This is a genomic window from Allorhizobium borbori (genome assembly GCF_014196535.1).
GTDB lineage: Bacteria > Pseudomonadota > Alphaproteobacteria > Rhizobiales > Rhizobiaceae > Ectorhizobium > Ectorhizobium borbori.
Window position 1 is genome coordinate 1 of record NZ_JACIDU010000016.1, and the last position, 25,537, is coordinate 25,537.

The 25,537-nt window shown below is 60.3% G+C and carries 22 protein-coding genes; 4 read left to right on the plus strand and 18 right to left on the minus strand.

Annotated elements, in window-relative coordinates; all coding sequences use genetic code 11:
• The 7 genes from GGQ66_RS17445 to GGQ66_RS17475 all read right to left on the minus strand — a co-directional run.
• The coding region (locus GGQ66_RS17445; RefSeq protein ID WP_183794026.1) for an SDR family NAD(P)-dependent oxidoreductase at window positions 1–399 on the minus strand (399 nt) is incomplete at its 3' end.
• Window positions 400–415: 16 nt separating this feature from the next.
• Complete coding sequence (locus GGQ66_RS17450) at window positions 416–745, minus strand: L-rhamnose mutarotase (RefSeq protein WP_183794027.1); 330 nt, start codon at window positions 743–745, stop codon at window positions 416–418.
• Window positions 746–755: 10 nt separating this feature from the next.
• Entirely contained in the window at window positions 756–1,568 is an 813-nt protein-coding gene (locus tag GGQ66_RS17455) for an amidohydrolase family protein (protein WP_183794028.1), read from the minus strand.
• Between the two features lies 1 nt (window position 1,569).
• A complete protein-coding gene (locus GGQ66_RS17460; RefSeq protein WP_183794029.1) occupies window positions 1,570–2,574 on the minus strand; it encodes an aldo/keto reductase in 1,005 nt (334 codons plus the stop codon).
• Between the two features lie 73 nt (window positions 2,575–2,647).
• Window positions 2,648–3,589, minus strand: a complete 942-nt coding sequence (locus GGQ66_RS17465) for an ABC transporter substrate-binding protein (RefSeq protein ID WP_183794030.1) — start codon at window positions 3,587–3,589, stop codon at window positions 2,648–2,650.
• Window positions 3,590–3,714: 125 nt separating this feature from the next.
• Complete coding sequence (locus tag GGQ66_RS17470) at window positions 3,715–4,749, minus strand: ABC transporter permease (protein WP_183794031.1); 1,035 nt, start codon at window positions 4,747–4,749, stop codon at window positions 3,715–3,717.
• 11 nt (window positions 4,750–4,760) lie between these two features.
• A complete protein-coding gene (locus GGQ66_RS17475) occupies window positions 4,761–6,302 on the minus strand; it encodes a sugar ABC transporter ATP-binding protein (protein ID WP_183794032.1) in 1,542 nt (513 codons plus the stop codon).
• A gap of 167 nt (window positions 6,303–6,469) precedes the next feature.
• Between GGQ66_RS17475 and GGQ66_RS17480 the strand changes: the two genes are divergently transcribed.
• Both GGQ66_RS17480 and GGQ66_RS23395 read left to right on the plus strand, forming a co-directional pair.
• The gene (locus GGQ66_RS17480; RefSeq protein ID WP_183794033.1) at window positions 6,470–7,141 is read left to right on the plus strand and encodes a FadR/GntR family transcriptional regulator; all 672 of its coding nucleotides are present in this window, start codon (window positions 6,470–6,472) and stop codon (window positions 7,139–7,141) included.
• 83 nt (window positions 7,142–7,224) lie between these two features.
• The gene (locus GGQ66_RS23395; RefSeq protein WP_183794034.1) at window positions 7,225–8,391 is read left to right on the plus strand and encodes a GGDEF domain-containing protein; all 1,167 of its coding nucleotides are present in this window, start codon (window positions 7,225–7,227) and stop codon (window positions 8,389–8,391) included.
• A gap of 188 nt (window positions 8,392–8,579) precedes the next feature.
• Here GGQ66_RS23395 and GGQ66_RS17490 read toward each other — a convergent pair whose 3' ends face one another.
• From GGQ66_RS17490 to GGQ66_RS17500, 3 genes are all read right to left on the minus strand, one after another.
• Window positions 8,580–9,788 carry a low temperature requirement protein A gene (locus tag GGQ66_RS17490; protein ID WP_183794035.1) on the minus strand — a complete coding sequence of 403 codons (1,209 nt, stop codon included), beginning with the start codon at window positions 9,786–9,788 and terminating at the stop codon, window positions 8,580–8,582.
• Between the two features lie 64 nt (window positions 9,789–9,852).
• Window positions 9,853–11,340 (minus strand): alpha-amylase, encoded by a 1,488-nt coding sequence (amyA, locus tag GGQ66_RS17495; protein ID WP_183794036.1) that lies wholly within the window; start codon window positions 11,338–11,340, stop codon window positions 9,853–9,855.
• A 313-nt stretch (window positions 11,341–11,653) separates the two neighbouring features.
• Entirely contained in the window at window positions 11,654–14,194 is a 2,541-nt protein-coding gene (locus GGQ66_RS17500; protein WP_183794037.1) for an HWE histidine kinase domain-containing protein, read from the minus strand.
• A 427-nt stretch (window positions 14,195–14,621) separates the two neighbouring features.
• Here GGQ66_RS17500 and GGQ66_RS17505 point away from each other — a divergent pair, with 427 nt between their 5' ends.
• Both GGQ66_RS17505 and GGQ66_RS17510 read left to right on the plus strand, forming a co-directional pair.
• A complete protein-coding gene (locus GGQ66_RS17505; protein ID WP_370686382.1) occupies window positions 14,622–15,221 on the plus strand; it encodes a Crp/Fnr family transcriptional regulator in 600 nt (199 codons plus the stop codon).
• A gap of 208 nt (window positions 15,222–15,429) precedes the next feature.
• The gene (locus GGQ66_RS17510; RefSeq protein ID WP_183794039.1) at window positions 15,430–15,660 is read left to right on the plus strand and encodes a hypothetical protein; all 231 of its coding nucleotides are present in this window, start codon (window positions 15,430–15,432) and stop codon (window positions 15,658–15,660) included.
• A 103-nt stretch (window positions 15,661–15,763) separates the two neighbouring features.
• Here the strand turns inward: GGQ66_RS17510 and GGQ66_RS17515 are convergent, their stop codons facing one another.
• The 8 genes from GGQ66_RS17515 to GGQ66_RS17550 form a co-directional block, all read right to left on the minus strand.
• Entirely contained in the window at window positions 15,764–16,711 is a 948-nt protein-coding gene (locus tag GGQ66_RS17515; protein WP_183794040.1) for a sugar-binding transcriptional regulator, read from the minus strand.
• 21 nt (window positions 16,712–16,732) lie between these two features.
• Entirely contained in the window at window positions 16,733–17,731 is a 999-nt protein-coding gene (locus GGQ66_RS17520) for a hypothetical protein (RefSeq protein ID WP_237358973.1), read from the minus strand.
• A 29-nt stretch (window positions 17,732–17,760) separates the two neighbouring features.
• Window positions 17,761–18,855: an ABC transporter ATP-binding protein gene (locus tag GGQ66_RS17525; protein ID WP_183794041.1), complete on the minus strand. Its 1,095-nt coding sequence runs from the start codon at window positions 18,853–18,855 to the stop codon at window positions 17,761–17,763.
• Window positions 18,856–18,866: 11 nt separating this feature from the next.
• Window positions 18,867–19,682: a carbohydrate ABC transporter permease gene (locus GGQ66_RS17530; RefSeq protein ID WP_183794042.1), complete on the minus strand. Its 816-nt coding sequence runs from the start codon at window positions 19,680–19,682 to the stop codon at window positions 18,867–18,869.
• On the minus strand, window positions 19,670–20,542 hold the full coding sequence (locus tag GGQ66_RS17535; protein ID WP_183794043.1) for a carbohydrate ABC transporter permease: 873 nt from the start codon (window positions 20,540–20,542) through the stop codon (window positions 19,670–19,672). Before GGQ66_RS17535 ends, GGQ66_RS17530 begins: the two co-directional genes overlap by 13 nt.
• Window positions 20,543–20,607: 65 nt before the next feature.
• Window positions 20,608–21,885, minus strand: a complete 1,278-nt coding sequence (locus GGQ66_RS17540) for an ABC transporter substrate-binding protein (RefSeq protein ID WP_210287312.1) — start codon at window positions 21,883–21,885, stop codon at window positions 20,608–20,610.
• A gap of 41 nt (window positions 21,886–21,926) precedes the next feature.
• Entirely contained in the window at window positions 21,927–23,396 is a 1,470-nt protein-coding gene (locus GGQ66_RS17545) for an FGGY-family carbohydrate kinase (RefSeq protein WP_183794045.1), read from the minus strand.
• Window positions 23,389–25,095: a glycerol-3-phosphate dehydrogenase/oxidase gene (locus GGQ66_RS17550; protein WP_183794046.1), complete on the minus strand. Its 1,707-nt coding sequence runs from the start codon at window positions 25,093–25,095 to the stop codon at window positions 23,389–23,391. Before GGQ66_RS17550 ends, GGQ66_RS17545 begins: the two co-directional genes overlap by 8 nt.
• Window positions 25,096–25,537 lie beyond the last annotated feature (442 nt).

The window sequence follows — 25,537 nt, forward strand, 5'->3', positions numbered from 1 at the left end:
GGCCATGTTGATGATCGTGCCATCGCCACGTTCCAGCATGCCGGGCAGCACGGCCTGAATGGTGCGGATCATGGCGCGGACGTTGAGATCGAAGGCGAAGTCGAGATCCTTGTCGGTGATGTCGAGCACCGTGCCGCCATGGACGACGCCGGCGCAGTTGAAGAGCACATCGACGCGCCCGACCCTGGCGAAGAAATCCGCGACCGCCGCGCCATCCAGCACGTCGAGCTTCATCGGGCGCACATTCTTCTCGCCCGCCAGCGAAGCAAGCGCTGCCTCGTTCACATCCGTCGCGTAAACCGTCGCACCCGCCGCCGCAAAGGCAAGCGCGCTCGCGCGTCCAATCCCCTGACCCGACGCCGTGATAACAACCGTCCGACCGTGAAGTCTATTCGTCATCGCCTGAAATTCCTGTTCAATCGAGGTGAAAAACCGGTTCCATCATGGCCCACCATTCGCCTTCCTTGCGGGTTTCGAACGGCTTCTGGCAGGGAATGCAGAAGGACCACCATTCCTGGTTCCGCTTGTCGGCGGCCATCTTCGCCATGTCGGCCTCGAAATCCGCGCCGTGATATTCCCAGTACCCAAAGAGCAGGTTCTCCGGCTCCTTGAGGAAGATGGTGTAGTTCCTGATGTTGCAGCTTGAGATCAACGCCAGGATTTCCGGCCACACTGCCCGGTGCAGTTCCTTGTATTCCTTAACCTTGCCCGGCTGCAGGCCAATGACCATGCCCATTCTCTGCATGTGTGCTCCTTCAAAGCTTGTAGAACCGGCGGGCATTGCCGCCAAAAACCGCCCCCCGCGCCGCTTCCGGCACGATGGCACGTGCCTGCGCAAGCCAGCCGGCATAATCGCCGGCGAGATCGAGCACCGGCCAGTCGCTGCCCCAGATCACCCGCTCCGGCCCGAACAGATCGAGGATCGTCTCGGCATAGGGGCGGATCGCCTCCGGCTGCTGTGCGCCCCGTTCCGTCAAAAGGCCGGAGAGCTTGCAGGAGACATTTTCGAGGTCGGCGAGCCGCGCCATGGCAGCGCGCCATTCAGTGTAAAGCCCTTGCGCGATCACTGGTTTGGCGCCGTGATCGATGACGATGGGCAGATCGGGATAGCGCCGGGCGAATTTTTCGAGCGAGGCCAGATGGCGCGGCAGAACCAGCGCATCGAAGACCAGCCCCGCCGCCCGCATGGCGTCAATGGCCGGGTCGAGCGCCGGATCATCGATCCAGTTGTCCTCGACGAGGTCCTGAAGCATGGGCCGCAGGCCCTTCAGCTTCGGGGTCCGGGCCAGCTCGGCAATGACAATGGGCGCATCAGCCGCTTTCAGGTCGGCCCAGCCGACGACGCCGAGAATGAAGCGATTGTTCTCGGCCAGCCCCAGCATGAAGCGCGTATCCTCGACGCTCGGCAGCGACTGGACGAGAACCGTGCCCTCAACCCCGGCTCCGGCCAAATGCGGCACGAGGTCTTGCGGCAGGAAATCGCGATGGATGGCAGTGAGTTCCGGTGGCGGCCAGCCGCCCGCCCGGTCGTTCAACAGCCAGAAATGCTGGTGAGCGTCGATGACCATCTCAGGCCCCGATCGGCGCTTCGGCGGAAATCACGCCCTTGTCTTTCAAGGTCTTCCAGAAGGAGGCGGGAATATCCTCCTCGAACCAGCCGATATTGGCCCGCATCTGCTCGCCGTTGCGCGCCCCGGAAACGACCGTGACCACCGCGGGGTGCAGCAGCGGGAAATTGAGCGCCGCCGCCTGCATGGAAACGCCTTCGGCCTTGCACGCCGTCTCGAGCGTCTCGACGCGGGCGAGAATATCGGCGGGGGCTTCTGCATAATTGAACTTGCGGTTACCGGCGAGAAGACCGGAATTGAACGCTCCGGCCACGACGATGCCGACGCCGTGACGGCTCGCCTTGTCCAGCATGGCGAGGCTTTCCTGCTCCAGCAGCGTGTAGCGGCCGGCCAGCATGGTCACGTCGATGTCGAATTCATCCATCGCCTCCGATACGGCCTGCCATTCATTGACGCCGAGGCCAACCGCCTTCACCAGCCCGGCATCGCGCAATTCGCCGAGCGCCCTGAAGCCGCCGCCCTTCGTGAGCTGTGTCCAGTAATGCTCGTGCTTTTCGCCATGGGTGGCACGGCCGATATCGTGAACGAAAAGGATGTCGGGCCTGAACACGCCGATGCGCTGGCGGCTCGCCTCGAAGGACTTCAGAATGGCGTCATAGCTGTAATCATAGACCGGGCGGAACGGCAGCGGCTGCGCATAGGCGTCCTCCTCCGGACCGACGCTTTCATCGGGAACCATGACGCGGCCCACCTTGGTGGACAGCACGTAATCATCGCGCTGATGTTCGGTCAGCATGGTGCCGAGGCGGCGCTCGGAGCGCGTGTAGCCGTAGAACGGTGCGGTGTCGAAGTAGCGGATGCCCGCATCCCAGGCGGCCTCGAAGGCGCTCAGCGATTCCTGATAGCTCGTCCAGCGATAGAGATTGCCCATCTGCGCGCAGCCGAGCCCCATCAGCGTGAAGGAAACGTCGCGATTGCGCAGCCTGCGCCTGTCCTTGACCTGCATTGTCCTGTCCGTCCGGAATATTGGGAAAGAGAAAGATGCGCGGGAACGGGCAGTTCCCGCGCATCGGAGCGACTTAGTAGAGAACGTTCTTGGCTTCCGGCTTGTCGATGTTGTCCTTGGTGACGACGACAACGCCGGTATCGATGAACTTCTCGACCTTTTCCTTGGCCGTCAGCTTCAGCAGGGCCTCGACGCCCTTTTCGCCCATCTGGTAGGAGCCCTGAACGACGGTCGCTTCCAGCGTGCCGTCCTTCACGAATTCCTGAAGGTCCTGATTGCCGTCGAAGCCGATGGCAACGATCTTGCCAGCCTTGCCGGCCTGCTTGATGGCGCGGCCCATGCCGATGGCCGTCGGCTCGTTTGCGCCGAAGATGCCCTTGAGATCGGCATTGGCGGCGAGAACGTCGGTCGTCTGGTTCAGCGCGGTCGCCATCTGCGACTGCGAATAGAACGGGCCGACGATCTCAAGCTTGGAGTTGGCCTTGATATAGTCGGTGAAGCCGCCGACGCGGCCGATTTCCGAGCCTGCACCGGCCACATAGGACATGACGGCGATCTTGCCTTCCGTGCCGACCTTGGCGATCATCGCCTTGGCGGCCAGCGCGCCGGCAGCCTTGTTATCGGTGGCGAGGAAGGACTGGTAGTACTTCTCGGCGTCCTTCGAGAGCATGGAGTCGATGATGACGACCGGAATGCGGGCTTCCCACGCCTTCTTCACCGCCGGCACCAGCGCATCCGGATCGGACGGGGCGAGCAGGATGGCGTCGACCTTACGATTGACGGCATTTTCCACCATGTTCACCTGATCGGCGATGGCGGATTCCGCAGCCGGACCCTGGAAGGTCATGGTATGGGCCTTCTGCTTGGCGATGGCGGCATCCGCCCCCTTCTGCACATTCTGCCAGAAGGTGGAATTGACCGTCTTGACGATGACGGCGATTTCGCCGGCATTGGCGCTTGCCGCGCCTGCGAGGGCGAAGACGGAGGCCGTGAGGGCCAGAACGAGTTTACGCATGTTTTCCTCCTCAAAGAACGGACCCTGCCGGGGCCCGACACGGGGGAAGGCTCCTCCCCTTCCCTTGTTCTGTCGCAATTCCAGGCGCAAAACCGCTTCACACTTTTGCTGGAATTGCTTCGGCGTTATTTCCGGTTGCGGATCTGGTCGATCCAGACCGTCACGAGAATGACGAGACCGATTATGATCTGCTGGGTGAAGGCGGATACGCCGTTCATGTTCAAGCCGTTGCGCAGGATGCCGATGACGAAGGCGCCGATGAACGTGCCGGAAATCGTGCCGACACCGCCGATCAAGGACGTGCCGCCGATCACCGCGGAGGCAATCGCGTCGAGTTCATAGGCCACGCCTTCGTTTGGCTGGGCGGTAACGAGGCGCGACATCAGCACGCAGCCCGTAAGGCCGGCCAGCGTTCCCGAAACGATGTAGGTGAAGGCGGTGATGCGGGTGACATTGACCCCGGAGAGCTTCGCTGCATCGGCGTTCGAGCCGATGGCATAGATATGACGACCGAGCACGGTGCGGTTCAGCAGGAAGGCCGCGCCGATGGCGATTACGATCATCAGCACCACGGGATAGGGAATGCCGGGGAAGCTGACGACCGGGAAGCCCTGGTCGTCGATGCTTTCGATGCGAAACAGCGAACCGTTGCCCAGCACGCCGAAGCTTTCGCCAAGACCGGAAACGGCGCGCGCACCGGTGATCTGGAGGGCGACGCCGCGCGCAATCAGCATCATGCCGAGCGTGGCGATGAAGGGCGGCAGCTTGAGCCTGGTAATGACGATGCCGTTGATGACGCCACAGGCCGAGCCGGTGAGAATGCCGAGCAGCATGCCGATCCAGATGGGCATGCCCAGTTCCTTGACCGCCAGCGCCGCAACCACGCCCGCCAGCGCCAGCACCGAGCCGACCGACAGATCGATGCCGCCGGTGATGATGACATAGGTGGCGCCAATGCCGAGCAACGCGATCGAGGTGACCTGCAGGGCAATGGTCATGCCGTTGTTGACGGTCAGGAAGGCGCTGGAGGTGACGGCGAAGACGGCGGCAAGGATGACAAGACTGCCGAGCGCTGCAAATTTCTGGATGATATCCTTCTGCCTGTCGCTCAACCCCTTGCGCTGTGACGCCTGCGGTGTGCCCGTGGTGGTATCGGCCATGATAACGGTCCTCACTCGCCGTGCCGGCTGCGGCCGGAGGCGTAAAGCATGATTTCTTCCTGAGACGTCTGGCGCGTCGTCAGCGTTGCGGTGATGCGGCCTTCGTGGAAAACGGCCACGCGGTCGGAAAGACCGAGAATTTCCGGCAGTTCGGAACTGATGAGCACGACGCCGATGCCGCGCGCCGCCAGTTCGTCCATGATCTGGTAGATCGCGAATTTCGCACCGACATCGATGCCACGCGTCGGCTCGTCGAAGAACATGATCTTCGGCTTGCGAAACAACCATTTGCCGATGATGATCTTCTGCTGGTTGCCGCCCGAAAGCAGACGCACCGGCTGAGAAAGCGTCGGCGTCTTGATGCTGAGCAGATCGACATAATGCTGGCTGGACTGGCGATGCAGTTCGCGGTCGATGACACCGAACGGGTTGGCGATCGCTTCCATATTGGCCATCATCAGGTTGGCGTCGACCGGCATTTTCACCGCCAGCCCCTGCGCCTTGCGGTCTTCCGAGAGATAGGCGATGCCCGCATCGATGGCCGAGCGCGGGTCGGTGATCATCAGCCGGTTGCCATCGAGCGTGATGGTGCCGGCATCGAAGGGATCGGCCCCGAAAATGGCGCGGGCCACCTCCGTTCGCCCTGCCCCCATCAGCCCGGCAAAGCCGAGGATTTCACCGCGACGGATCTCGAAACCGATGTCGGAGAACACACCGCGCCGGGTGAGGCCGGAAACGGAAAAGATGACGTCCTTCGTCGGCTGGCGGGTGGGGGCCGGGAATTTTTCTTCCAGCGAACGGCCAACCATGCGCGAAACGATGTCATCGACGGTGATTGCATTGAAATCGTCGGTGGAGATGTAGCGCCCGTCGCGCAGCACTGTCACACGGTCGACGATTTCGGCCATCTCGTCCAGCCGATGCGAGATATAGACGATGCCCGTGCCCTGGCTTTTCAGGTCTCGGATGACGCGGAAAAGAAGTTGCGCCTCCTGCTCGGTGAGCGAAGAGGTCGGCTCGTCCATGATCAGCACCGAGGCATCGAGCGACAGCGCCTTGGCGATTTCCACCATCTGGCACTGGGCGACCGAAAGCGTGCGCACCAGCGCGTTCGGATCGATATCGACGCCCAGCCGATCCAGACAGCGCTTTGAATCGGCGTAGAGCTTGCGGCGGTCGACCAGAAATCCGCGGCGCGGTTCGCGCGCCAGATAAATGTTTTCAGCGACGGAGAGATGAGGGATCAGGTTGAGTTCCTGATGGATGATGGCAATACCCGCCGCTTCCGACTGAAGCGTCGATGTAAAGCGCACCGTCTCGCCCTTGTAGACGATTTCGCCGGCATCGCGCTGGTAGACACCGCTGATGATTTTCATGAGCGTGGATTTGCCGGCGCCGTTCTCGCCGCAAACCGCATGGACCTCACCGGCCCGAAGATCGAAGCTGACACCCTGCAGAGCCTTGACGCCAGGGAACTCTTTGGTGACCCCCTCCAGCGCCAAAAGCAGGCGCGCAGGCTCACGCCCACCAGCGGCAAGCGGCATTCCTCCCATCGCGATTACCTCCTTCGCGTGAAAGCCTCCTCGACTTTCCTGCGGCATAACTAGGCGTGCATTCGACTTTTGGTCAAGCCAATTTTTTAAAATCAACTTGCATTGATCCATTTTTGCGAGTCTAGTCGCTTTCAACGCAGTTCTACAGACAATTGGCCTGACCAAAAATGACCGAACCCAGACGCCTTTATCAACAGATTGCCGACCAGGTACGCCAGCTCATCCAGAACAACCCATATCCACCGGGGTCACGCCTGCCGGCGGAACGCGAACTGGCCCAGACGTTAGGCGTTTCCCGGCCCTCGCTGCGCGAGGCGTTGATTGCGCTGGAAATCGACGGCACGATCGAGATTCGCATGGGTTCCGGCATCTATGTGTTGACAGCTGTCAAGCCCACCCAGACCAACCGGTCGCTGGGTGAAAGCCCGATGGAACTGATGCAGGCCCGCGCCGTCATCGAAAGCGCGGTCATCGTGCAAGCCTCCGTCGCGATAACGAAGGAGACGCTCAACGAACTGCGCGGCATTCTCGACGCCATGCGCCACGAGATCGATGTGGGGCGAAAACCGATGGAGCAGGACCGCCAGTTTCACCTCGCCATTGCCGAGCGGGCCGGTAACACCGTGCTGGCGGAAATGGTCGCAAACCTGTTCGATGAGCGGCACAGCCCGATGTCCGATCGCATTCGCGGCCGGTTTGAAACACCAGAGACATGGATGCAGGCGCTCGCAGAGCACGAAACCATCCTCACCTGCCTCGAAGCGGGAAACCCTCTCGGTGCGCAGGCGGCCATGCACCAGCACCTCACCGCTTCCGGCCGCCGCTGGCTGGAGAGTTAACAGGCCGGACCAGAGGTCAGCCTCGGGGCAGCTTCAGCGATTAGAAGCGCTCTCGATTACTCCCCGAGAGCGACACATCATCCGTGACATGGCGCAACTTCGAGCAGGACCGCTATTCCAGGCAGATTGCGTCCGGCTTTCAATATCTTGCCTTCGAGCCTGAACTCGAGGCCGAGTACCGCGAGGCCGTGATCGACGAGCAGCGCGGAGCCGCGCGCATCTGCGCGATGTTCGGACTGATCGTCTGGACGGGTTTCGCCCTTCTCGACTTCAAGCGTCTGTCCGATGCCAATCTCTGGAACCACATCGACTGGCAGGTCCGGCTATGGCTCGGCGGCCGCTGGACCATCTGGCTCGTTCTCCTGATCGGCATCCTGAAAGCTCGCAATCCAAGATTTCACTATGACGCGCTCTACTGGTTCGGCTATGTGGCGATTGGCGCCGTGGCCGCGACAACGGCCCACATCGCCCGGTTAAAGGGCGTCATCGCCGTCGACAGTTCCCTGATCGTCGTCGTCGTCGCGGCCTTCATGCCGCTCGGCTTCACCTTCTACCGGGCTGTTGCCGGCGCAATGATCGTGGCCTTCATCGGCACCACCTTCCTGTTGTCGGGTTCCGACCTGCGCCCCGGCCCCGAACGACTGCAACTTGCCGCCATCCTGCTGATGGCCATTCCGGTCGCCGCCATCGGCGGCTTCCTGCGCGAGCGGTCTGCCCGCTTCAACTTTCTGCTCCAGCGCAAGGCTGCGCTCGAAGCCACAACCGATCCTCTGACCGGGCTTCCCAACCGCCGCTGGCTCGCCGCCCATGCCGACACCGTTCTGCGCCAGGCCGCGCGGAATGCCGACGATGTCGTCGTGGCGATGGTGGATATCGACCATTTCAAGAAGTTCAACGACCGCTACGGTCACATGGAAGGCGATGCCGTGATCCGGCTCGTCGGCCGTTCGCTGGCTGAAATCGCCCGTCGCCCCATGGATATCGTGGCGCGCACGGGCGGCGAGGAATTCTGCGTCCTGCTCTATAAAACGACTAAAGATGCCGGCCACAAGCTCTTCTGCGAGGCACTCGAACGGCTGAGCGACACACGGATCGCGCATGAGGGTTCACCCCATACACTCCTGACCGCCAGCATCGGCGCGACCCATCACAAAGGCCATGCCACTCTTGATGACCTGATGGCGCGGGCTGACAAGGCCCTCTACACCGCCAAGGTTCAGGGACGCGCGCAGATCATCTGGAGCGCGTAAGCAGGCATGTTCACCGCTCTGTCACGACAATTCTCTCGCTGTGAAGATGTCTTGCTGCGCCTTAGCGACGCGCTTCCGGTGTCGAACACTTGATGGTCGCAAAGGCCGTTTTCAACATCTTGCCCCTCTTCCAGCCCAGATCAACTGTTCCAATTCGCCATTGAGCCCGCACCCAAAGTCAAAGCGCCTCAGACCCTGTCTGGCAGGGTACTGCGTTGCGCCAGATATTCCCAGAAGGCAACAGTCAGCAGCACGCATGCCGTTGCGCCCTGGATCATCAGATACGGCATGTCAGGGCCGAGAGCCAGGATGGCCAGAGCAGCAATGCCGGCGCAATGCGACAGCGGAACGGCACGCGTTGCCAGGAATTTGGTGAGGGCCGATCCCGCGAGGAAAAGCGCCGGTCCGCCTGCGATGGCAAGGGTTGCCGGCAGGTTTGCCGTGGCGTCGGGATGTTCGAGGCTCATCTCCTCACCGACGGCGGCGAGAACAATCCCGGCGACAATCGGGAAATGGCCATAGATGAAGAGATGTTCGACGGTCTTTTGCGGATCGGTCGTGGTTTCCGCCTTGCGCGCCGTCTGCCTCTGCCCATCGTGAAAGTGGACCCACCACATCAGAACCGTAGTCGTAAAGGCAACGCAGAGAAGCGGCAGGGTTAGAACTGAATCCATCTTTTCGGCCGCCGTCCGCCCCGTGGCAAGGATCGTTTCCCCAAGACAGATAATGACGAAGAGAGCAGCCCGTTCGGCAAAATGCCCGCCGGAGACATCAAGGCTGGCGCCCGCCTCCGCGGTCATGAGACCGGGCAGATAATAATTCAGAACGGGTCCCATGTATTCGATGAGGATCGCGACCAGCCAGAACCACAATCGCATCTCGGGTTCTGTCATTGCGCCAACGATCCAGAGCACGCCCGAAACCGCGAGCCAGACGGCGCTGCGGATAAAGGTCATGCGGGCGGGGTGTTCGGCATTGCGAAGGGCAAAGAGCGAAAAGAGCGTTCGCGCCGCCTGCATGGCGACATAGGCGACGGCAAAAAGCAGGCCATCGCCTTCGAATGCTTCGGGAATGGCGATCGACATGACCAGTCCGCCGAACATCAGGCCGAAGAGGAGGAAATGGACCTGTTTCCTGCGCACGTCGAGCAGATTGATCGTCAGGGTGGTCTGTACCCAGACCCACCAGAGGGCCAGAAACAGGACGCCGGCCCGTGCAAATCCTGTGGCATCGGGATGGGTCGTGAGACCGTGTGAAAGCTGGATAAGGGCAAAGACGAAAACGAGATCGAAGAACAGTTCGGGAAAACCAGGCTTGACGTCGGTCTGCTCCGCCGCGCGAAGAAGATCTTCATCCGCGTCTTCTTCCGTGATGTCAGATGGTGTGGTGTGACGCATAACCAGCTTCTCCTTCCGCCACGCGCCCGGCCGTTCCGCTCAAACCGTCAAGGGATGCACTGTGTCAAACGGCGTCCTTGCGGACCCATACGCTGACGCTGCCACCCGCAACCGGAAACATCGCCGCGCCCTTGTCGTCGGTCACGACCTCGTCGGATCGATGTCCCAGGAAATCGACGAATGCTGTGGATGCGTGATCCGGACCGAGTTCGATACTTTTACCGGTGTCTGGACCGTTGGTCATCACGACCACACAACCCGGCGCGTCTTCCGTGCCGTGGCGGACAAAGGCGATGCAGCCGGCGTCATCAAATATGTCGGTCTGGCCGCCGTTGGCAAAGCGCTGACGCGCCTCGATGAGTTTGGGAAGGCACGCAATGGCCGGCATCTCGATCCTGTGATCGTCTCCATCGCCACCGGTATCCGTGTAGCTCGCGCCGAACAGATCCGGGTAGAAGACACAAGGCACGCCCTGCTCGCGCAGCAGGATCAGCGCATAGGCGAGTGCCTTGAACCATGGCTCGACGGGCGCCTCCAGAGCCTGCAAAGGTTGCGTATCGTGATTGTCGACCAGGGTAACGGCATGATCGGGTTCGCTGGAGACGAGTGAACCGTCAAACAGGGTCCGCAGGTCGAACCCCTCGCCTTCCCGCGCCGCCCTGTGAAACGAGTGGTGCAAGGCGACATCGAACAGCATGAGTTGCTGGTCGACCAACTCAAGATAGGTCTTCAGCGCGTCCATATCCGGATGCCAGTATTCCGCGACGACAAACAGTTCCCTGTCCACGGTTTCGCGCATGTGCCCGACCCAGTCGCGGAAAAACCACGCCGGAATGTGCTTTGCGGCATCAAGACGAAAACCATCGACCGGAACCTGCTCCGCCAGCCACCGTCCCCAGAACTTCAGTTCCTCGTAAACGGCGCGATTGCGAAACTCGACATCGGCGCCCATCAGATAATCGAAATTGCCGTTTTCCTGGTCGACCTCGGTGTTCCACTCACCATCACCATATTCGTTGACCAACCGGAAAATGCCGTCTTCATCGGGATCTTCCACATGATCGACGCCGCTGAAGCACTTCATGTCCCAGACAAATTCCGAGTGCCGGCCCTTGCGTCCGGGAAAGGTGAAGCGGGTGTAGGCGAGCGCTTCAAAGGTGTCGTCATCGATTTCCGTGCGGTTATCGGGATTAACGCGCCGCAAATGCACGCGCTCCTTCTCGTCGGCTCCCATTTTATGATTGAACACCACATCGTGGATGACGCGCAGACCATTGTCCTTCAATGCGCGGGTGGCGTGCTCGAGGGCGCTGCGATCACCATATTTCGTGGCGACGCTCCCTTTCTGGTCAAACTCGCCGAGATCGAACAGATCATAGGTATCGTAACCGACGGAGAAACCTCCCGCCGCGCCCTTGTAGGCTGGTGGCAGCCACACGTCGGTGATGCCCATCCGCGCCAGATCCGATGATTTTTCCGCCAATTCGCGCCACAAGTGGCCGCCATCGGGATAGTACCAATGGAAAAACTGCAACAGTGTACGCGCCACCATAATGTGCCTCACCGGGATCGTATTCGAAACGATAGAATTGCGAAACTGTTACGGATGCGCTCAGGAAAGAGGCTGCACTTCTCCCGGCGGCAGCAACGCAAGGTATAGACCCGCGATAATCGCACCGACGACGAAAAGGGTGATGATGAAGTACACCATCTTCCGCGTAACTATTCTTTTGGTCTGGGCTGTTTTTCTCATACAGTCGGAAATGCGTCGCACGCAAAATTGTTCCGGCACAGTGGACTGAAAACCGAAATTTCCGAACGCACCCCAAGTCTAACGCCTATGGCCCGGCGCACTCCAAATCCGTTCAGCCTCCTGTGCCTCTCAGAAGGCCAATCAGGGTTTGCAGACAGTCCTTGTCGTAAGGCTTGCCTAGCACCATGCTTGACCGGAGCGCCGCCGGCAAGGCGTTGTCGTCGCGGTAGCCGGACGTGAACGCGAAGGGAATGCCCTTCTCCCGGAGCGCCATGGCAACCGGAATACTGGTTTCCGTTCCCAGATTTATGTCGAGAAGCGCCATGTCGAACGGCCTCGACGCAACCATGGCCAACGCCTCCCTGACCGTTGAGGCAATGGTCACACTCGTCGCACCGAGCTGCTGCAGCATGTCTTCCGCATCGATCGCGATAATCATGTTGTCTTCCACGAGAAGAACATGGGCCGGCGCTTCGATATGTGTCCCGGCACCGGTTGCGAGCGGTTTGATGGCGGCTTTACGCTTTGCAGAAAGCGCGGGCAGATCGCGAACATGGCCTGCCGGGAGCTGGAACTGCGCGCGGAGACCGTCCACGTCGAACTCCAGTTGTGCCGTGCCGTGCAATTCGTAGGGAACAGAGCGCTCGATGATGGTCGTTCCGAACCCTCTTCTTTGCGGTTGGGCGACCGGCGGACCGCCAGCCTCTTGCCACAAAACCGAAAGGGAGGCGTCCGGCTGGCGCGCAAGCGTGATCGAGACGGTCCCGAGTTCGGTCTTCAGGGCACCGTGTTTCGCAGAGTTCGCAACCAGTTCATGCATGACCAACGCCATGGTGGAGAAGGCCGATGGCGTAAGGAGCGCGTCATCGCCGTGGATGAAAAGGCGAGGACCCTTTCCATTGAGATGCTCCTTCAGTTCGGTCGCGACCAGCGATGTAAATGGTGCCGGGGACCAGTTGTTCCGGGTGATCTGATCATGCGCGCGCGCAAGCGCCTGGATACGGCCTTCGAGAACGGAGGCATAATCCTCCGTCGACATGGCCTCCCTGTTGGTCTGTGAAATGAGACTGCGCACCAGCGTCAGCACATTGCGAACGCGGTGGTTGAGTTCGGCAATCAGAATCTCCTGCCGCTCCACGGTCAGCCTGCGATGCCTGGCGGTTTCATCCACCGTTCGGAGAACGGCATCCAGAATGACGACGCGCAATCGTTCAGCCGCCTGGATTTTCGTCGCGTCCCAATCCTTGCTTTGGCCCCGAACGGTTTGCTTCCAGAGTTCGAAGCTCCGCCGTGGGCTGAGACGCTGATCAGCGCCGGTCATTTCCACCGGTTTTTCCGGGTTGCCGGCCCAGTGAACCTGTTTCGCGATCTCGCTTCGGAAAAACAGCAAGTGGTCGCGCGGCGCGCTTGATATCGGAATGGCCAGAAGGCCGGCAGCACGCTCTGTTATGCCCTGCGTCTCTGCAAGCCATCGGGCGAGATCGCTGGTGCTGAAGATCCTGCCCGGTTCCGTACTGTTCAGCTTCTCCCCTATGTCTCTTATCTCGCTCACCGTCGGCGTGCGGTGGATCGCAGTCACGCCATCATTGACAATGATCGCCATGCCGTCTGCTTCAAGAATGCGGCAAGCCAGCTCGGCATTGTCCAAAAGGACATTGACGATATTCGGAGATAGGGCCGCGGCTTTCTCGATCGCGTCCAGCAGCGTTTTTGAGAGCTGTTCATAAACCGAAGCGGTTTGGGCGAGCCTGCTTTCCAGCACCAGTGACAGCATCTGCCCGAACAGGAGCAGAGCGTTTCGATGACTTATGGCAAGTGTCAGGGGCTGTCGATGATGGCAGGCGAGCAGCCCCCATAACTTGCCATCGACAATGATTGAAACCGAGGCCGAGGCTGCGACCCCCATGTTGCGCAGATATTCCAGATGGGTTGGCGAGACCGCCCGCAGCACGCTTGCCGAAAGATCCAGCGACGGGTTCCCGGTGGCCTCCTCTGAAAGGATGAGCGCACCGATGTCGTGACTGTCCGATATGATGCGGATCGGGTTGCGAACATAAAGCGCCCGGGCCTGTTTCGGAATATCCGTCGCGGGGTAGCGAAGGCCGAGGAATGGCTCCATTTCCGAAACCGCCTGTTCCGTCACGACCTCGCCTGAGCCATCCGGTAAAAACCGGTAGGCCATAACGCGGTCAAACGATGTGAAGGCGCTGCAAAAGCGCACAGCATGCGCGAGGATTTCCTCAAGATCAGGAAGCGCGGTCATTTGCTTGATGGCAAACTGCACATCGGAGACATAACGAGACACGCGTTCAACGCCGACATGGGGTTCGAACTCCATCATTATGACGTCGCCTGAAATCCCGATGCTGACATCGAAGGGCACATCTGCCACGACGACGCCTTGGACCGTTTCCGGATAAGCGCCCGGCTTCACATGCTGCAGCACATTGCGAAACTCATGGATCGTTGCAGGGGACAGAAAGCTGTCTGCCTTGGTGCCCAGGAGTTCGCTGGCGGACGATGGAATGAAAGCACCGACATTTTCGGAGACGGCAGTGACCACCCAATCCGCCGTCACCGCAATCAGAAATCCGAACCCTTGAACACGCCCAAGCAAATGGATCGGTTCCTGATCGCAACGTGTCAAATTCATCGGGGATTGCTCACAGTCGGTTGGTTTCGGGGTTGTTTGCGCTGCTCCGCGAGAACGCACTTTCCTGAGTGCTCGGAGTGTTCTGCAATCACGGGAGGAAGAGTCCATCACGCGCCCCTCCTTCAAAAAGACGTTCTCTGGCAGGCTGCGGAGGACGATATTATGAGCCCGTCAATTGCCATTCAATGTGCTCTTTTAGACGTTCAGCGCTTTTTGTCTGTCCACTAGTGAACATTTCACCAGATCGAGCGTTCTGGCATCGGCAAACAGGAATGTGACGATGACAGCTTTTGAAAGACTTCAGGAAGATACCATTGAGAACAATCTTCTCAGAGCCTTGAAGATTGAAGACTGGGCCAGGCTTTCCCCGCTTTTGCGCGAGTGGCAGGCCGAGCCGGGAACGGTTTTGCATCGACCGGGGGACGAGGTGCAGTTCGCCTATTTCCCCCGCGGCGCAAGCCTGATTTCCTATCTCGTCGTACTGAAGGACGGACGTGCGATCGAAACAGCCATGGTCGGTCGGGAGGGTGCCATCGGCGGCTTTGTCAGCCAGGGCCGGCTGCCCGCCTACACCCGTGCTGAGGTGCAGTGCGGCGGTCGCTTCTTTCGCATCGGCTTGCGGGAACTGGAGGAGATAAAATCCGGCTCGCCTTCCGTGCGTGCCTTGTTCGCGAGATATGCGGACTGCCTGCTCTCGCAAATTTTTCAGTCCGTTGCCTGCAACGCGACCCATTCGATTGAACAGAGAACGGCAAAATGGCTTCTGGCGGCCGTCGAGCGGACAGGCGACACGGAAATTTCGCTGACGCAGGAACAGATGGCGGCGATGCTGGGTGTAGGCCGAAGCTATTTGAGCCGGGTGATCGCCAACCTCAAGGCGAAAGGCGTGATCGAAGCACGAAGGAGCCGTATTTCCGTATCTGACCCGCAGCGGTTGGAGGCCACTGCCTGCGAGTGCACCCGTTCGGTCAGCCGCCATTTTGACGAAGTGCTGCGGGGCGTCTATCCGCATGGCGACGACCATTGAGGCCCAAGGCACGAACGTTCCGCCGCTCCGTTTCCAGGGACATTTTCACCATCACCGCGCCGAGAATCAAGACCGTGCCAAAGCCATACCGGCGAGGGAACGAAACCCACAGCAAGAGAGTTCATGAGGCCGACGACGTTACGCGGCCGTTGGGCGGACCGCCGTCCGCCGTCAGCGCATTGGCTCACCGACGAACGAATTGAAAAGCATGAAGACGTTTTTTGAAACCCGATTTGGTCCCCATCAGTTTGCCGTTCTGGATGAAGCCCTTGAAATGTGGCGTTCGGGAACTTCGCTGACAAAGAAAGATCCTGATCTGATGATTGCTGCGGAAATCTGCATCAACCTGTTCCGGGAAGGAAACGCCACGGTGCCTGATCTTTTCCGCGCGATGTCCGGACACAAGGCTCTACAGGAACTTGCGAATTGGTACAGGTGAAGCATCTATTCCAGTTTGAAGCGTACGGGCTTGTGCGCTTCGCTTCTGGCCGTGGTCGAACAGGCAATTTCAAGATCGATGTGACGATGGCTCGAAATCTCCGCTACTCCGACGCGACTAGAAGTTCCGCCATTTTCGAATCCGTCACGAGATGATCGACGAAGCCGCCCCTGAGAGCGGCTCGCGTTGCCGCGATCTTGAACGTGCCGCTAACGACGAGAAGACCCTCCATCTCGCGCAGGAGGTCATGATCGGCGCCGATGATCCGTTCATCGAGATCGCCGAGTACCGCCTGCCCGAACTCGTCGATGAAGCGGCCCGCAATGATGCCCACGGCGCCTTTGCTCCGGTATTCATCTATCTCCGCAACGGTGGCGATCTTGAACTGCACGACATGCGTATCCGGTGTGCAGGGGCTGAGCGAGAAAACCGACTTGTTGCATTTGCGCAGGTTTTCAAGCTGTTCGCGGATGATAGGTTCCATTTTCAGCGCCGAGGCCAATGCCGCGCTTGAACAGACGGCCGGGGCATTGAAGTTGATGCAATAGGCCTCCAGTCTTCTGGCGATTTCCGTCGTACAGCTTTCGGAGGTGCTGAGCAGCGGATTGGCGATCGAGCCGAGCAACTGCCGGACGGTCAGGCTTTCGATCGGCCAGTGCGGGACGTACTCGGAAACGAAGGAGACGGTCTGTCCCCAGGAAACGCCGAGCACATCGCCCTTTTCCAGAACATTCGGCAAATGGTGTGCCGCCACTTCGCACACCGCCCGCGTCAGCATTTCGCCCTGCATGCCCTCATCGGGCACGATATGAACGCTTTTCAGTCCGTATGCCTCGGTCAGCGCATCCGCCATGGCATTCAGGCGATAATGCTCGGGCGCCACCTGAATGCAGACGATGTTCCGTTCCTTGGCAAGCTTCAGGTAACTGATGACGGTCGGCCTCGACAGGGAGAGCGCGTCCGCAATCTCTCCCTGATTGAGGTTCTTGACGTAATACATCCACGCCACCTCGGCGATGACCTTGTTGGACGGATGTTGCGAACGGTACATTGATGCTTCCCGGTAACCTTGTTAGCGCTCGGCGGCAGCCAGCAGCACCTCTTCGGTGATCAAAAGATCATCGTCAACCTGACGGTCTGCCGCAAGGCCAAGTTTGACGATGTGCCCGTGATAACCGCGAACGGCCTCCGCCGGCGTGGCATTGCCATCCGCCACGGCGCGCATCCAGGTGATGAAGCTGGGCTGATGTTCGGCCAGGTTGATCTTGCGGCCGAACAGGGCAAGCCGGGCACCGAACTTTTCCGCCTGCCAGACGAGTTCAAACGTGTCGCGATGCGTGCCGGTGCCGCCGCCGAGAACGCCGACCACGACCGAGCTGTCATGCGCCACAAGCTCTTCCAGCGCCGCCGGTCCGTTATAGGCAACCTTGAGGAATTCCGGGCGCTCGTCATCCGTCAGGCTGGCCAGCGTGCGAACGATGCAATCGTTGACATACATGCCGGTCTCTCCGGCATCGAAGCCGGTCGGCATGTTCGGGTTGAACACTTCGAGGAAGTGCCGCTTGCCGGCGGCGCGCAGCCTCGGGCGGAAATCGCGATAGGCTTCGAGCGTTGCCATGTCGGCCGCGGCATCATTGTTGAACGTCATGGAATAGAGGCAAAGATCAGCCTGCGCCCGCGTCAGGTCCGTGCCGCTGTAGGGCAGAGACGGTGCTGTTCGATAATTGCCGCCGCGCACCACGCCCCACACATCCGTCGTGTCATTGGCGCGAAATGCGGGCATGACGCGTGAGCCGGCAAAGACCTTGCGTGACTGCAGGCTTTCGATGCTGGATGTCGAGGCCAGCATGATGTCGACCATATCATGCTTCACCAGAGCCTCGATCTCGGCGAGAAATTCCGCGCGGGTGCGGTTCCCGACCACGCGGCCTTCCGCGTCTCTCCGCCGCCCGGTCGTCAGGATGCCACCGGACAGATCGGCGTCCTTGGCGTCGGCGATGATGAAGTCGCCCTTCGCATAGCGGCCTGCGCGGATGCGCTCCATCTTTTCTTCGTAACGGGTTTTCATCATGGTTCTGTCCATTGCTTCGTCGGATCGGATCAGGCGGCGGCGTGCAACAGCGAGCGCCCATCGTCCCTGGAGAAAATGTGAATGTTGTCGGGATCGATGGAGAAGTTGATCCGCTGTCCCGCCTCGATCGTTCGAAACGCCTTCGTGACAAAGGACATCTCTCGCCCGTCGACATCGACAATCACCTGCCCTTCGCTGCCCATGTTTTCGATGAGCACGACGGTGCCGCTGATGATGTTCACATCCCCCTCTGCGGCGATGTCCATCTTGGACGGCCGCAATCCCACTTCTACCCGGGCGCCGGAGACCAGGTCCCGATAGTCCTTCGCCGGTACCTTGAGCCGTATCGAACCCGAGACCAGTTCGGCGCGGTCGCCTTCGACATGGACGCTGCACTCCCGGAAATTCATCGCCGGTGAGCCGATAAAGTCTGCGACAAAGCGCGTCGCGGGCCGGTCAAAAATCTCCGATGGCGTACCCTGTTGCTCGATCGCTCCGGCCCGCATCAGCACGATGCGGTCGGCGATCGTCATCGCTTCAAGCTGGTCATGCGTGACGAAGATGGTTGTCGTCTTCAATTCGAGATGCATGCGCCGGATTTCCGTGCGCAGCTTCTCGCGCAGCTTGGCGTCGAGGTTGGAAAGCGGCTCGTCGAACAGGAAGAGCTTCGGCGTCTTGATCATGGCGCGGGCCATGGCGACACGCTGCTGCTGACCACCGGACAGGTTCTTCGGCTTGCGCTCGAGAAGCTGGCCGAGACCGAGCAGGTTCGAAACCTGATCCACGCGCCGGCGGATTTCCTCTGCCGGCACCTTCTGGCGACGCAGGCCGAAAGCGATGTTGTCGTAGACGGACATATGCGGATAGAGCGCATAGGACTGGAAGACCATCGCAACGCCACGCTCGCCCGGTGGAAGATGCGTTACGTCACGACCGCCGATGCTGACGGTGCCGTCCGAAATTTCCTCAAGCCCGGCAATCATGCGCAGCATCGTGGATTTTCCGCAGCCGGAAGGGCCGAGGAACACGACGAACTCATGATCGGAGATGTCGAGATTGAGGTCCGAAATGACGGTGTGACCGCCGTAGGACTTTCGGATTCGGGTGCATTTGATGTTGGCCATGTCGATTTTTCCTATTTGCGACCCGTGGCGACCATCCGGTTGATGAAGCCCATCAACAACCCGATGAAAACCAGCGGCGGCAGTACGAGGATGACGGTCGAGGCATTGATAACGCCCCAGGGAACTTCCTTGCCGAGCGAGGTAATGGACGCCGCCACAACGGGAAGCGTAGCGTTTTCGGCCGCGAGCGTGAGCGCCAGCAACAGTTCGTTCCAGACCAGCACGAAGGTGAAGACGAGGGAGCCGAAGAGCGAAGGGGCGGCGATCGGCAGCGCAAACTTGATGAAGATTTCGGCCTGCGAGCAGCCTTCCATCGCCGCCGCCTCTTCGATTTCCCTGGGCACCCGCTCGAAGGCCGGCACGGACAGCCAGATGACCGTCGAGATCGTGGAAATGAGGTAGACGAGGATCAACCCGGCCAGCGTGTCGTAGATACCGCTATCGAGGTAGATGATGATGAACGGGATGGCGATTGCTACCGGCGGCATGAAGCGCAGGGAAAGGACGAAGAACTGCAGATCATCCTTCTTGCGCTCCACATGCCGGGCAAGGCTGTAGGCAGCGGGGATGCCGAAAAGAGCGCCGAGAAGAACCGAGACGCCGACGATCACGACAGAATTTCCAAGGCCATCGCGAATGGACGGGTTCTGCAGGATCGTCGTGAAATTCTCCAGCGTCGGCGTGAAGATCAGCGTCGGCACGGGCGTTACGATGTCCTTCAGCTTCTTGAACGAGCCGAGAATGGTCCAGAGGATCGGCAAAAGCGCGATCAGGATCATGAGGGCGAGAAACCCTCGGGAGACGGTGCGGCGGATCAGGCTGACCATTTGCGGATACCTCGCCAGACGAGCGTGAAGACGACCGTGGTTATGAGAAGAAGGAGGATGGACATGGCCGATGCGTATGAAACACGTCCGCCGAGATTGATGCCGGCCTGATAGGCGTAGAGATCGAGCGTCTCGGTGGATGTTCCCGGTCCGCCGCCGGTCATGACGAAAATCAGATCGAAGGATCGAAGCGATTCCACCGCCTTGACGAGCGCAAGACTGATGACGGGCGCCTTCAACATGGGCATGGTCACGTAGGCGTGGATTTCCCAGGTCTTTGCATTATCGAGTTGCGCCGCCTCGATCGGGTCCCGGGGCAGGGTTTCCAGCAGCTTCAGCATGATGACGGTGAAGAACAGGCCCCATTGCCAGATATCGACGACGGCGACCGAAAACAGCGCCAGTTGCGGGTCGGCGAGAAATTCGATCGGGCCAAACCCGAGCAATCCGGTCAGGTAGTTGATGAGACCAAGCGAGGGCGAATACAGAAAACGCCAGATGAAGGCGGCGGCAACGCGCGGCAGCAACACCGGCGCAAGGAAGGCAAGGCAGATGAGGTTGCGGGTGCGGGCCGAACGCGTGGTCTCGAAAATGTAGACCGAAAGGAATACCGCCACCAGCAATGATCCGGCCACGGTCACAACCTCCCAGATCGCGGAGATCTTGAGCGCATTGAGAAAGCGGCGGTCGCCGAGAAGACGCTGGTAGTTGTAAAGCCCGACGAAATCATAGTCGGGATAGCGCAACGACCGGTCCATCACCGAGAAATACAGCGCGCCGGCAACCGAAACCAGGGCGAGGATCGCAAGGATGGAAAAGGCGGGCGCAAGCGTCCAGAAGACGAATCTCTGTTTTTGCATTCCGTTGCTCTTTGAAAGGCGCGGACCTGACCGGGCGAACATACGCCCGGTCGCGATCTCCGCTGTTACTTTGCGTGCCGAAGCGTATCCTCGGCGGCGAAGGCTGCTTCATCGAGCGTCGCCTGGACGTCGGTCTTCGTGCCGGTGAAGAGTTCTTCAAGCGCAAGACCGAGATTGTCGCCGATTTCCGGCCACACGGGGCTTGCCATGATGAGCAGCTTCGTGCGCGAACCCGTTGCCAGCAGCGCGTCGATATATTCAGCCGGGACGGCCTTGCGGAAAGCGTCGCTCTTCAGCGTCGACTGGCGACCGACATCGGACGCGATACCATCCGCAAGGCGGCGGGCCTCCATCTCCTTGGACGTTGCCCAGCCTACGAAATCGCCCGCGACTTTCCTCGTGCACTCATCCTTGGCACCAACCTTGGAAACCGCGAAGCCATGGGCCCAACCGGCAGAGCCCAGCGGTTCGGGCGGCGGCGCATAGCCCACCTTACCCTTGACGGTCGACTTTTCGGGATCTTCCATCCAGGGACCGAACACGTCGGATTCGATCAGATAGGCAACCTGACCGCCCCGGAAGGCTTCAACCGAATCCGACCAGTTGAAGGTGCCGACGCCGGGCGGGGCATACTTCATCAGATCAATGTAGAGCTTGGTTGCCGCAACACCCTTGTCGGAATTGAAGGCTGGCGTCTTGCCATCCATCCATTCCCCGCCGAGACCGCGGAAAAACGGCGTCCAGCGCCAGACATTCATGCCGGAGCCGCGCTGGCCGCGCGCTGCCCAGCCATAAAGCTTGTTGGCGGGATCATTGACCTTCTTGATGCCGGCAACCATGTCATCCAGCGTCTTGGGAACAGAAAGACCCGCCTTTTCAAGCACATCCTTGCGATAGATCAGAATATCGCCGCCGCCGACAAAGGGCGCAAAATACTGCTTGCCCTCATAGGTCGCGACATTGGCGAGGTCGACGCGAAAATCGGCAATATCGTATTCGGCCGGAAGCACGTCAGCCAGCGGATAAAGCCAGCCGGCTGTCGCATATTCCGGAGTGTTCGCCTCATCGACATAGAGCACCTGATAGGCGCCGGCGCCGGTGGATGCATCGAGCCTTGCCTTGGCGCGGCGTTCGTTTTCACCGAGAAGATTGATCTTCACCGTGGTCTGCCACTTCTTGTTGAACTCGCCCACATACTTGTCGAGTTCGGTGACCGAGGGCATGCCCTGGCCGATCACGTTCAGCGTCGGCACCTTGCCGATGCAGGCATCACCGTTTGCCAAAACCGTTGCGGGTGCCGCCAACATGCACGCGGAGCATAAAAAGGCTGTCTTCAGTTTCATGTTCATTCCTCCTCCAAAGAATAGTGGTTCAGTGGCCGCCCCTAGAAGAGATCGGCCAGTTTCTGATCGAGCGTCAGAAATTCCCGGTAACGGTCCTCATAGAACGGACGCACCGCCTCGTCGGGCATGGCCGTGCGGGTGACGCGGCACATGCCGCGCGCTGCCGCCGCAAGATCGGCGTAGTGCCCCGTTGCCACGGCCGCGCACATGGCCGCGCCCAGTGCGCCAAGCTCGTCGCCCTCTGACACTTCCACCGGCATGCCGCAGATATCGGCGAAGATCTGCGACCAGACGCGGCTCTTCGACGCGCCGCCCGCAAGGCGAATGATCGAAGGCCTGTGGGGCGCAACGTAGTTCACGACCGTTTCGCCATGACGGCGATGCTGGAAAGCGACACCTTCATAGAGCGCGCGCAGCATCGAGCCACGGTCATCCGAATTGACGAGCCCGACAAAGGCGCCGCGTCGGGGCGCGGGACCGTTGACGAAGGGCATGAAGTGGCAGCGACGACCGGTGACGGGGCTTGCGGCGACAAGCGCGTTGGCCAAGGCGACATCGATCGCACCGCCCGCGGCCTGCGCGAGATACCAGCTCAGATTGGCCGCCGATGTCGGACTGCCGTCCGCCAGAAGACGGCAGGCGCGGTCGCGGTGCAGCATGTTGAGGATCGGCGGGTTCTCACGCACCGTGCGGTCGGTCTCAATGGCATTGATCGACCAGGTGCCGGCGATCATGGTCAGCGCATTGCTGCCGATAACCCCGGACCCCATGACACAGGCGCTGACATCCATCATCGCCGACACGACCGGCGTTCCGGCGAGAAGCCCCGTCTCAGTGGCAGCGGTTGGCGAAATCTGTCCGGCGATACCGGTGTTTTCAACGAGCGGCGGCATGCGTTCGTTGAAAATGCCGATACCAAGACGCTCGAAATAGGCCGGATCGTAAGCGCCACTGGTCAGATCGAGCAGACCGCCGCCGCTCGCATCCGTGGGATCGGAGGCCGCAACGCCGGTCAACCGCATGCGAATGTAATCCTTGCAGGCCAACGCCCAGCGTGTCTTTTCGACCACGCGCGGTTCATTGCGGGCGAGCCAGATGAGTTGCATGATCGTCTGGCCGCCCCAGATCCGGTGGCCGGAAAAGGCCTCCATATCCGCAGCCGTGCCATCGCGATGAAACTCATCGACAATGGACTGTGCGCGGTGATCGACGGACACGATGCCGTCGCGCGTGCCGTTCCCCTGTTCATCCACGAGAAAGATGCCGTTGCCGAAGCCGGTGCAGGCAATCGCCGCAACGCGGGCCGGATCGATGACCGTGGCCGTCAGTTCGCGGATGGCAACGGCCGTGTTGCGCCAGAAGGCTTCCGGGTCGCGCTCAACCCAGCCGTTATCGCGGTGAATGGTCACGACATCGACAGCCCGGGAGGCGACGAGTTGTCCGTTCGCATCGAAAACCGCCGCCTTGACGGCCGTTCCACCCGCATCGATGGCCAGAAACAGATCACCCATGGCGCACACCCTGCATTTCCGTCCCGACCGTTTGCCGCGGCAAGATGGTCGGCATGGCGAGACAGCGGACGATTTCCTGGTCCGCCCAGGCAGCATCAAGACCCCTCACCGTCGCAAGCAAGGCGCCGAAATCACGCACGACCGCCTCGGTGCAGCGACCGTCCAGCACGATCTGCGTGCGTCGCAGAAGCAGGTCATCGAGGAAGAGCGCCGCCCGTTGCTCGATCAACCAGCGCACTTCGCGTTGGGTGAAGTCGCCGAGGCTTGTCATCGGCGCATCGGTGCCCGCATCACAGAAAGCCGCGACGCGCTCGGCCACCGCCCCATAACGGGCGACGAGGATCTCGGCTCGTTCCGAAGCAAGGTGGAATGTGCCGGCCAACCGCCGCGTAAACTCCTGCCGGCCCGTCTGACCGGGCGCGATACCGACAGCGCCTGGATAGGGCCTGCGGCGGGTATCGGCCCTGCGCACGATGGAAAGCCGCTGCAGGATGCGATCGCAGGTCTGCTCGCCAAAGGCCCGGAAGGTCGTCCACTTTCCACCGATGAGCGAAAGAAGCGGCTGGCCGGAACCGAGCCGGTCCTCCGCAATCAGGTGGTCGCGATTGGCGCGGTTGACGCTTGCATCACCGCCCGCCTGCAGTGGGCGAATGCCGGTGGTCACCGCGACGATATTCTTCTCGGTGATTTCGATGTCATCGAAGAGCCCGGAAAGAGCGCCCGTGAGATAGAGGGTTTCGGAGGCGGCGATCGTATCATCGTCTGGAGTGGCGACCTGGATTTCCGTCGTCCCCAGCAGAATGGTGCGGTCGAGCGGATAGCAGATCACCATCCGGCCGGTGCCATCATCGAAATAGAAGGCACGATTGTTCATGCGTCTGTGCAGCTCTTCGTGCCGCACCAGCACATGCGCGCCCTTGACCGGCCGGATATAGGCGGTCTTCAGCCCAAGCGCCTGGTTCACCTGGTCGACCCACGCACCGGCAGCATTGACCACCAGCTTGGGCCGCACCTGCACCGTCTGGCCGGACACGCTGTCGGAAATGGTAAAACCGTCGACGCCATGGGTCCAGCGAACGTGGTTCAGGCAAGCCACGTTTTCACTCACCTGCATCGCATCCTCGATCATTTCCATGACCATGGCTTCGGGGTTGCGAATGCGGGCGTCGAAATAGCTGATAACAGCCCGGTAGCGGGCAGCAAGGCTCTTCGGAAAGGCGTCGCGGTGGAGCGCCGTGCGATGTGGCGGCAACACCTTGTCCACGCGGCCAAGGAATTCGTAGAGATAAAGCGCCCCTTTGAGGCCTGCCGCGCTAAGCGGTCCACTCCGGTTGCTTAGGCCGAGAAACCGCAGGATCGAACCCGGCATGCCCCGCAGATAGTGGGACAGCGGCACGACCACTTCCAGCGGGAGCGTGAAGTGTGGCGCGTATTTCAGAAGAAGGTTCCGTTCGCGGGCGGACTCGGCCACCAGCTTGAATTCACGGTTTTCCAGATAACGAAGGCCGCCATGGGCCATGCGGGAAGATGCGCTCGTAGCGCCCCGGCAGAAGTCGGCCCGATCGACGAGAAGCGCCGAAACGCCGTTCAGCGCCAGTTCGCGCAACACTGCGACACCATTGACCCCGCCGCCGACAATGAGCACGTCGAAGCCAGCACCCGACGCGATACGCGACAGGCTCTCCTCCCGGATATTCATCTTCTCTCCCAGCGCCTGTCAGGTGGTCTCCACCGCCACCCGTTCGATCAGGCAGAGAGAAATTCGCATAAAATTTATAATTGTCAAATAGTATTTATTTTTATAAATACCCTGCCATGAACACACCCTAATAGACTGATAAAAAAAGATTATTCTAAATAAGTCGTCCTTTATTCCCTTTTGAACATGGACGATGAACGCCGCCATGTCGCAAATAAGCGACAATATCGACTTTGCTTTTCATGTGGCCGTAAATAAATCCAAAGTTGAATTTCAATCACACGCGCGTCATGAAAATGGAACAGAACGCGATCCGCGATGGCTGGCTGGAACCCGCCTGCCGCGACTGGTCTTGACCCGCCGATATGCAAGGCCCCGGCCATACGCAGGTGGCCGAAAGAGCCATGACCTGGCGGGCGCAAAGTGATTTACGTGAACGTCA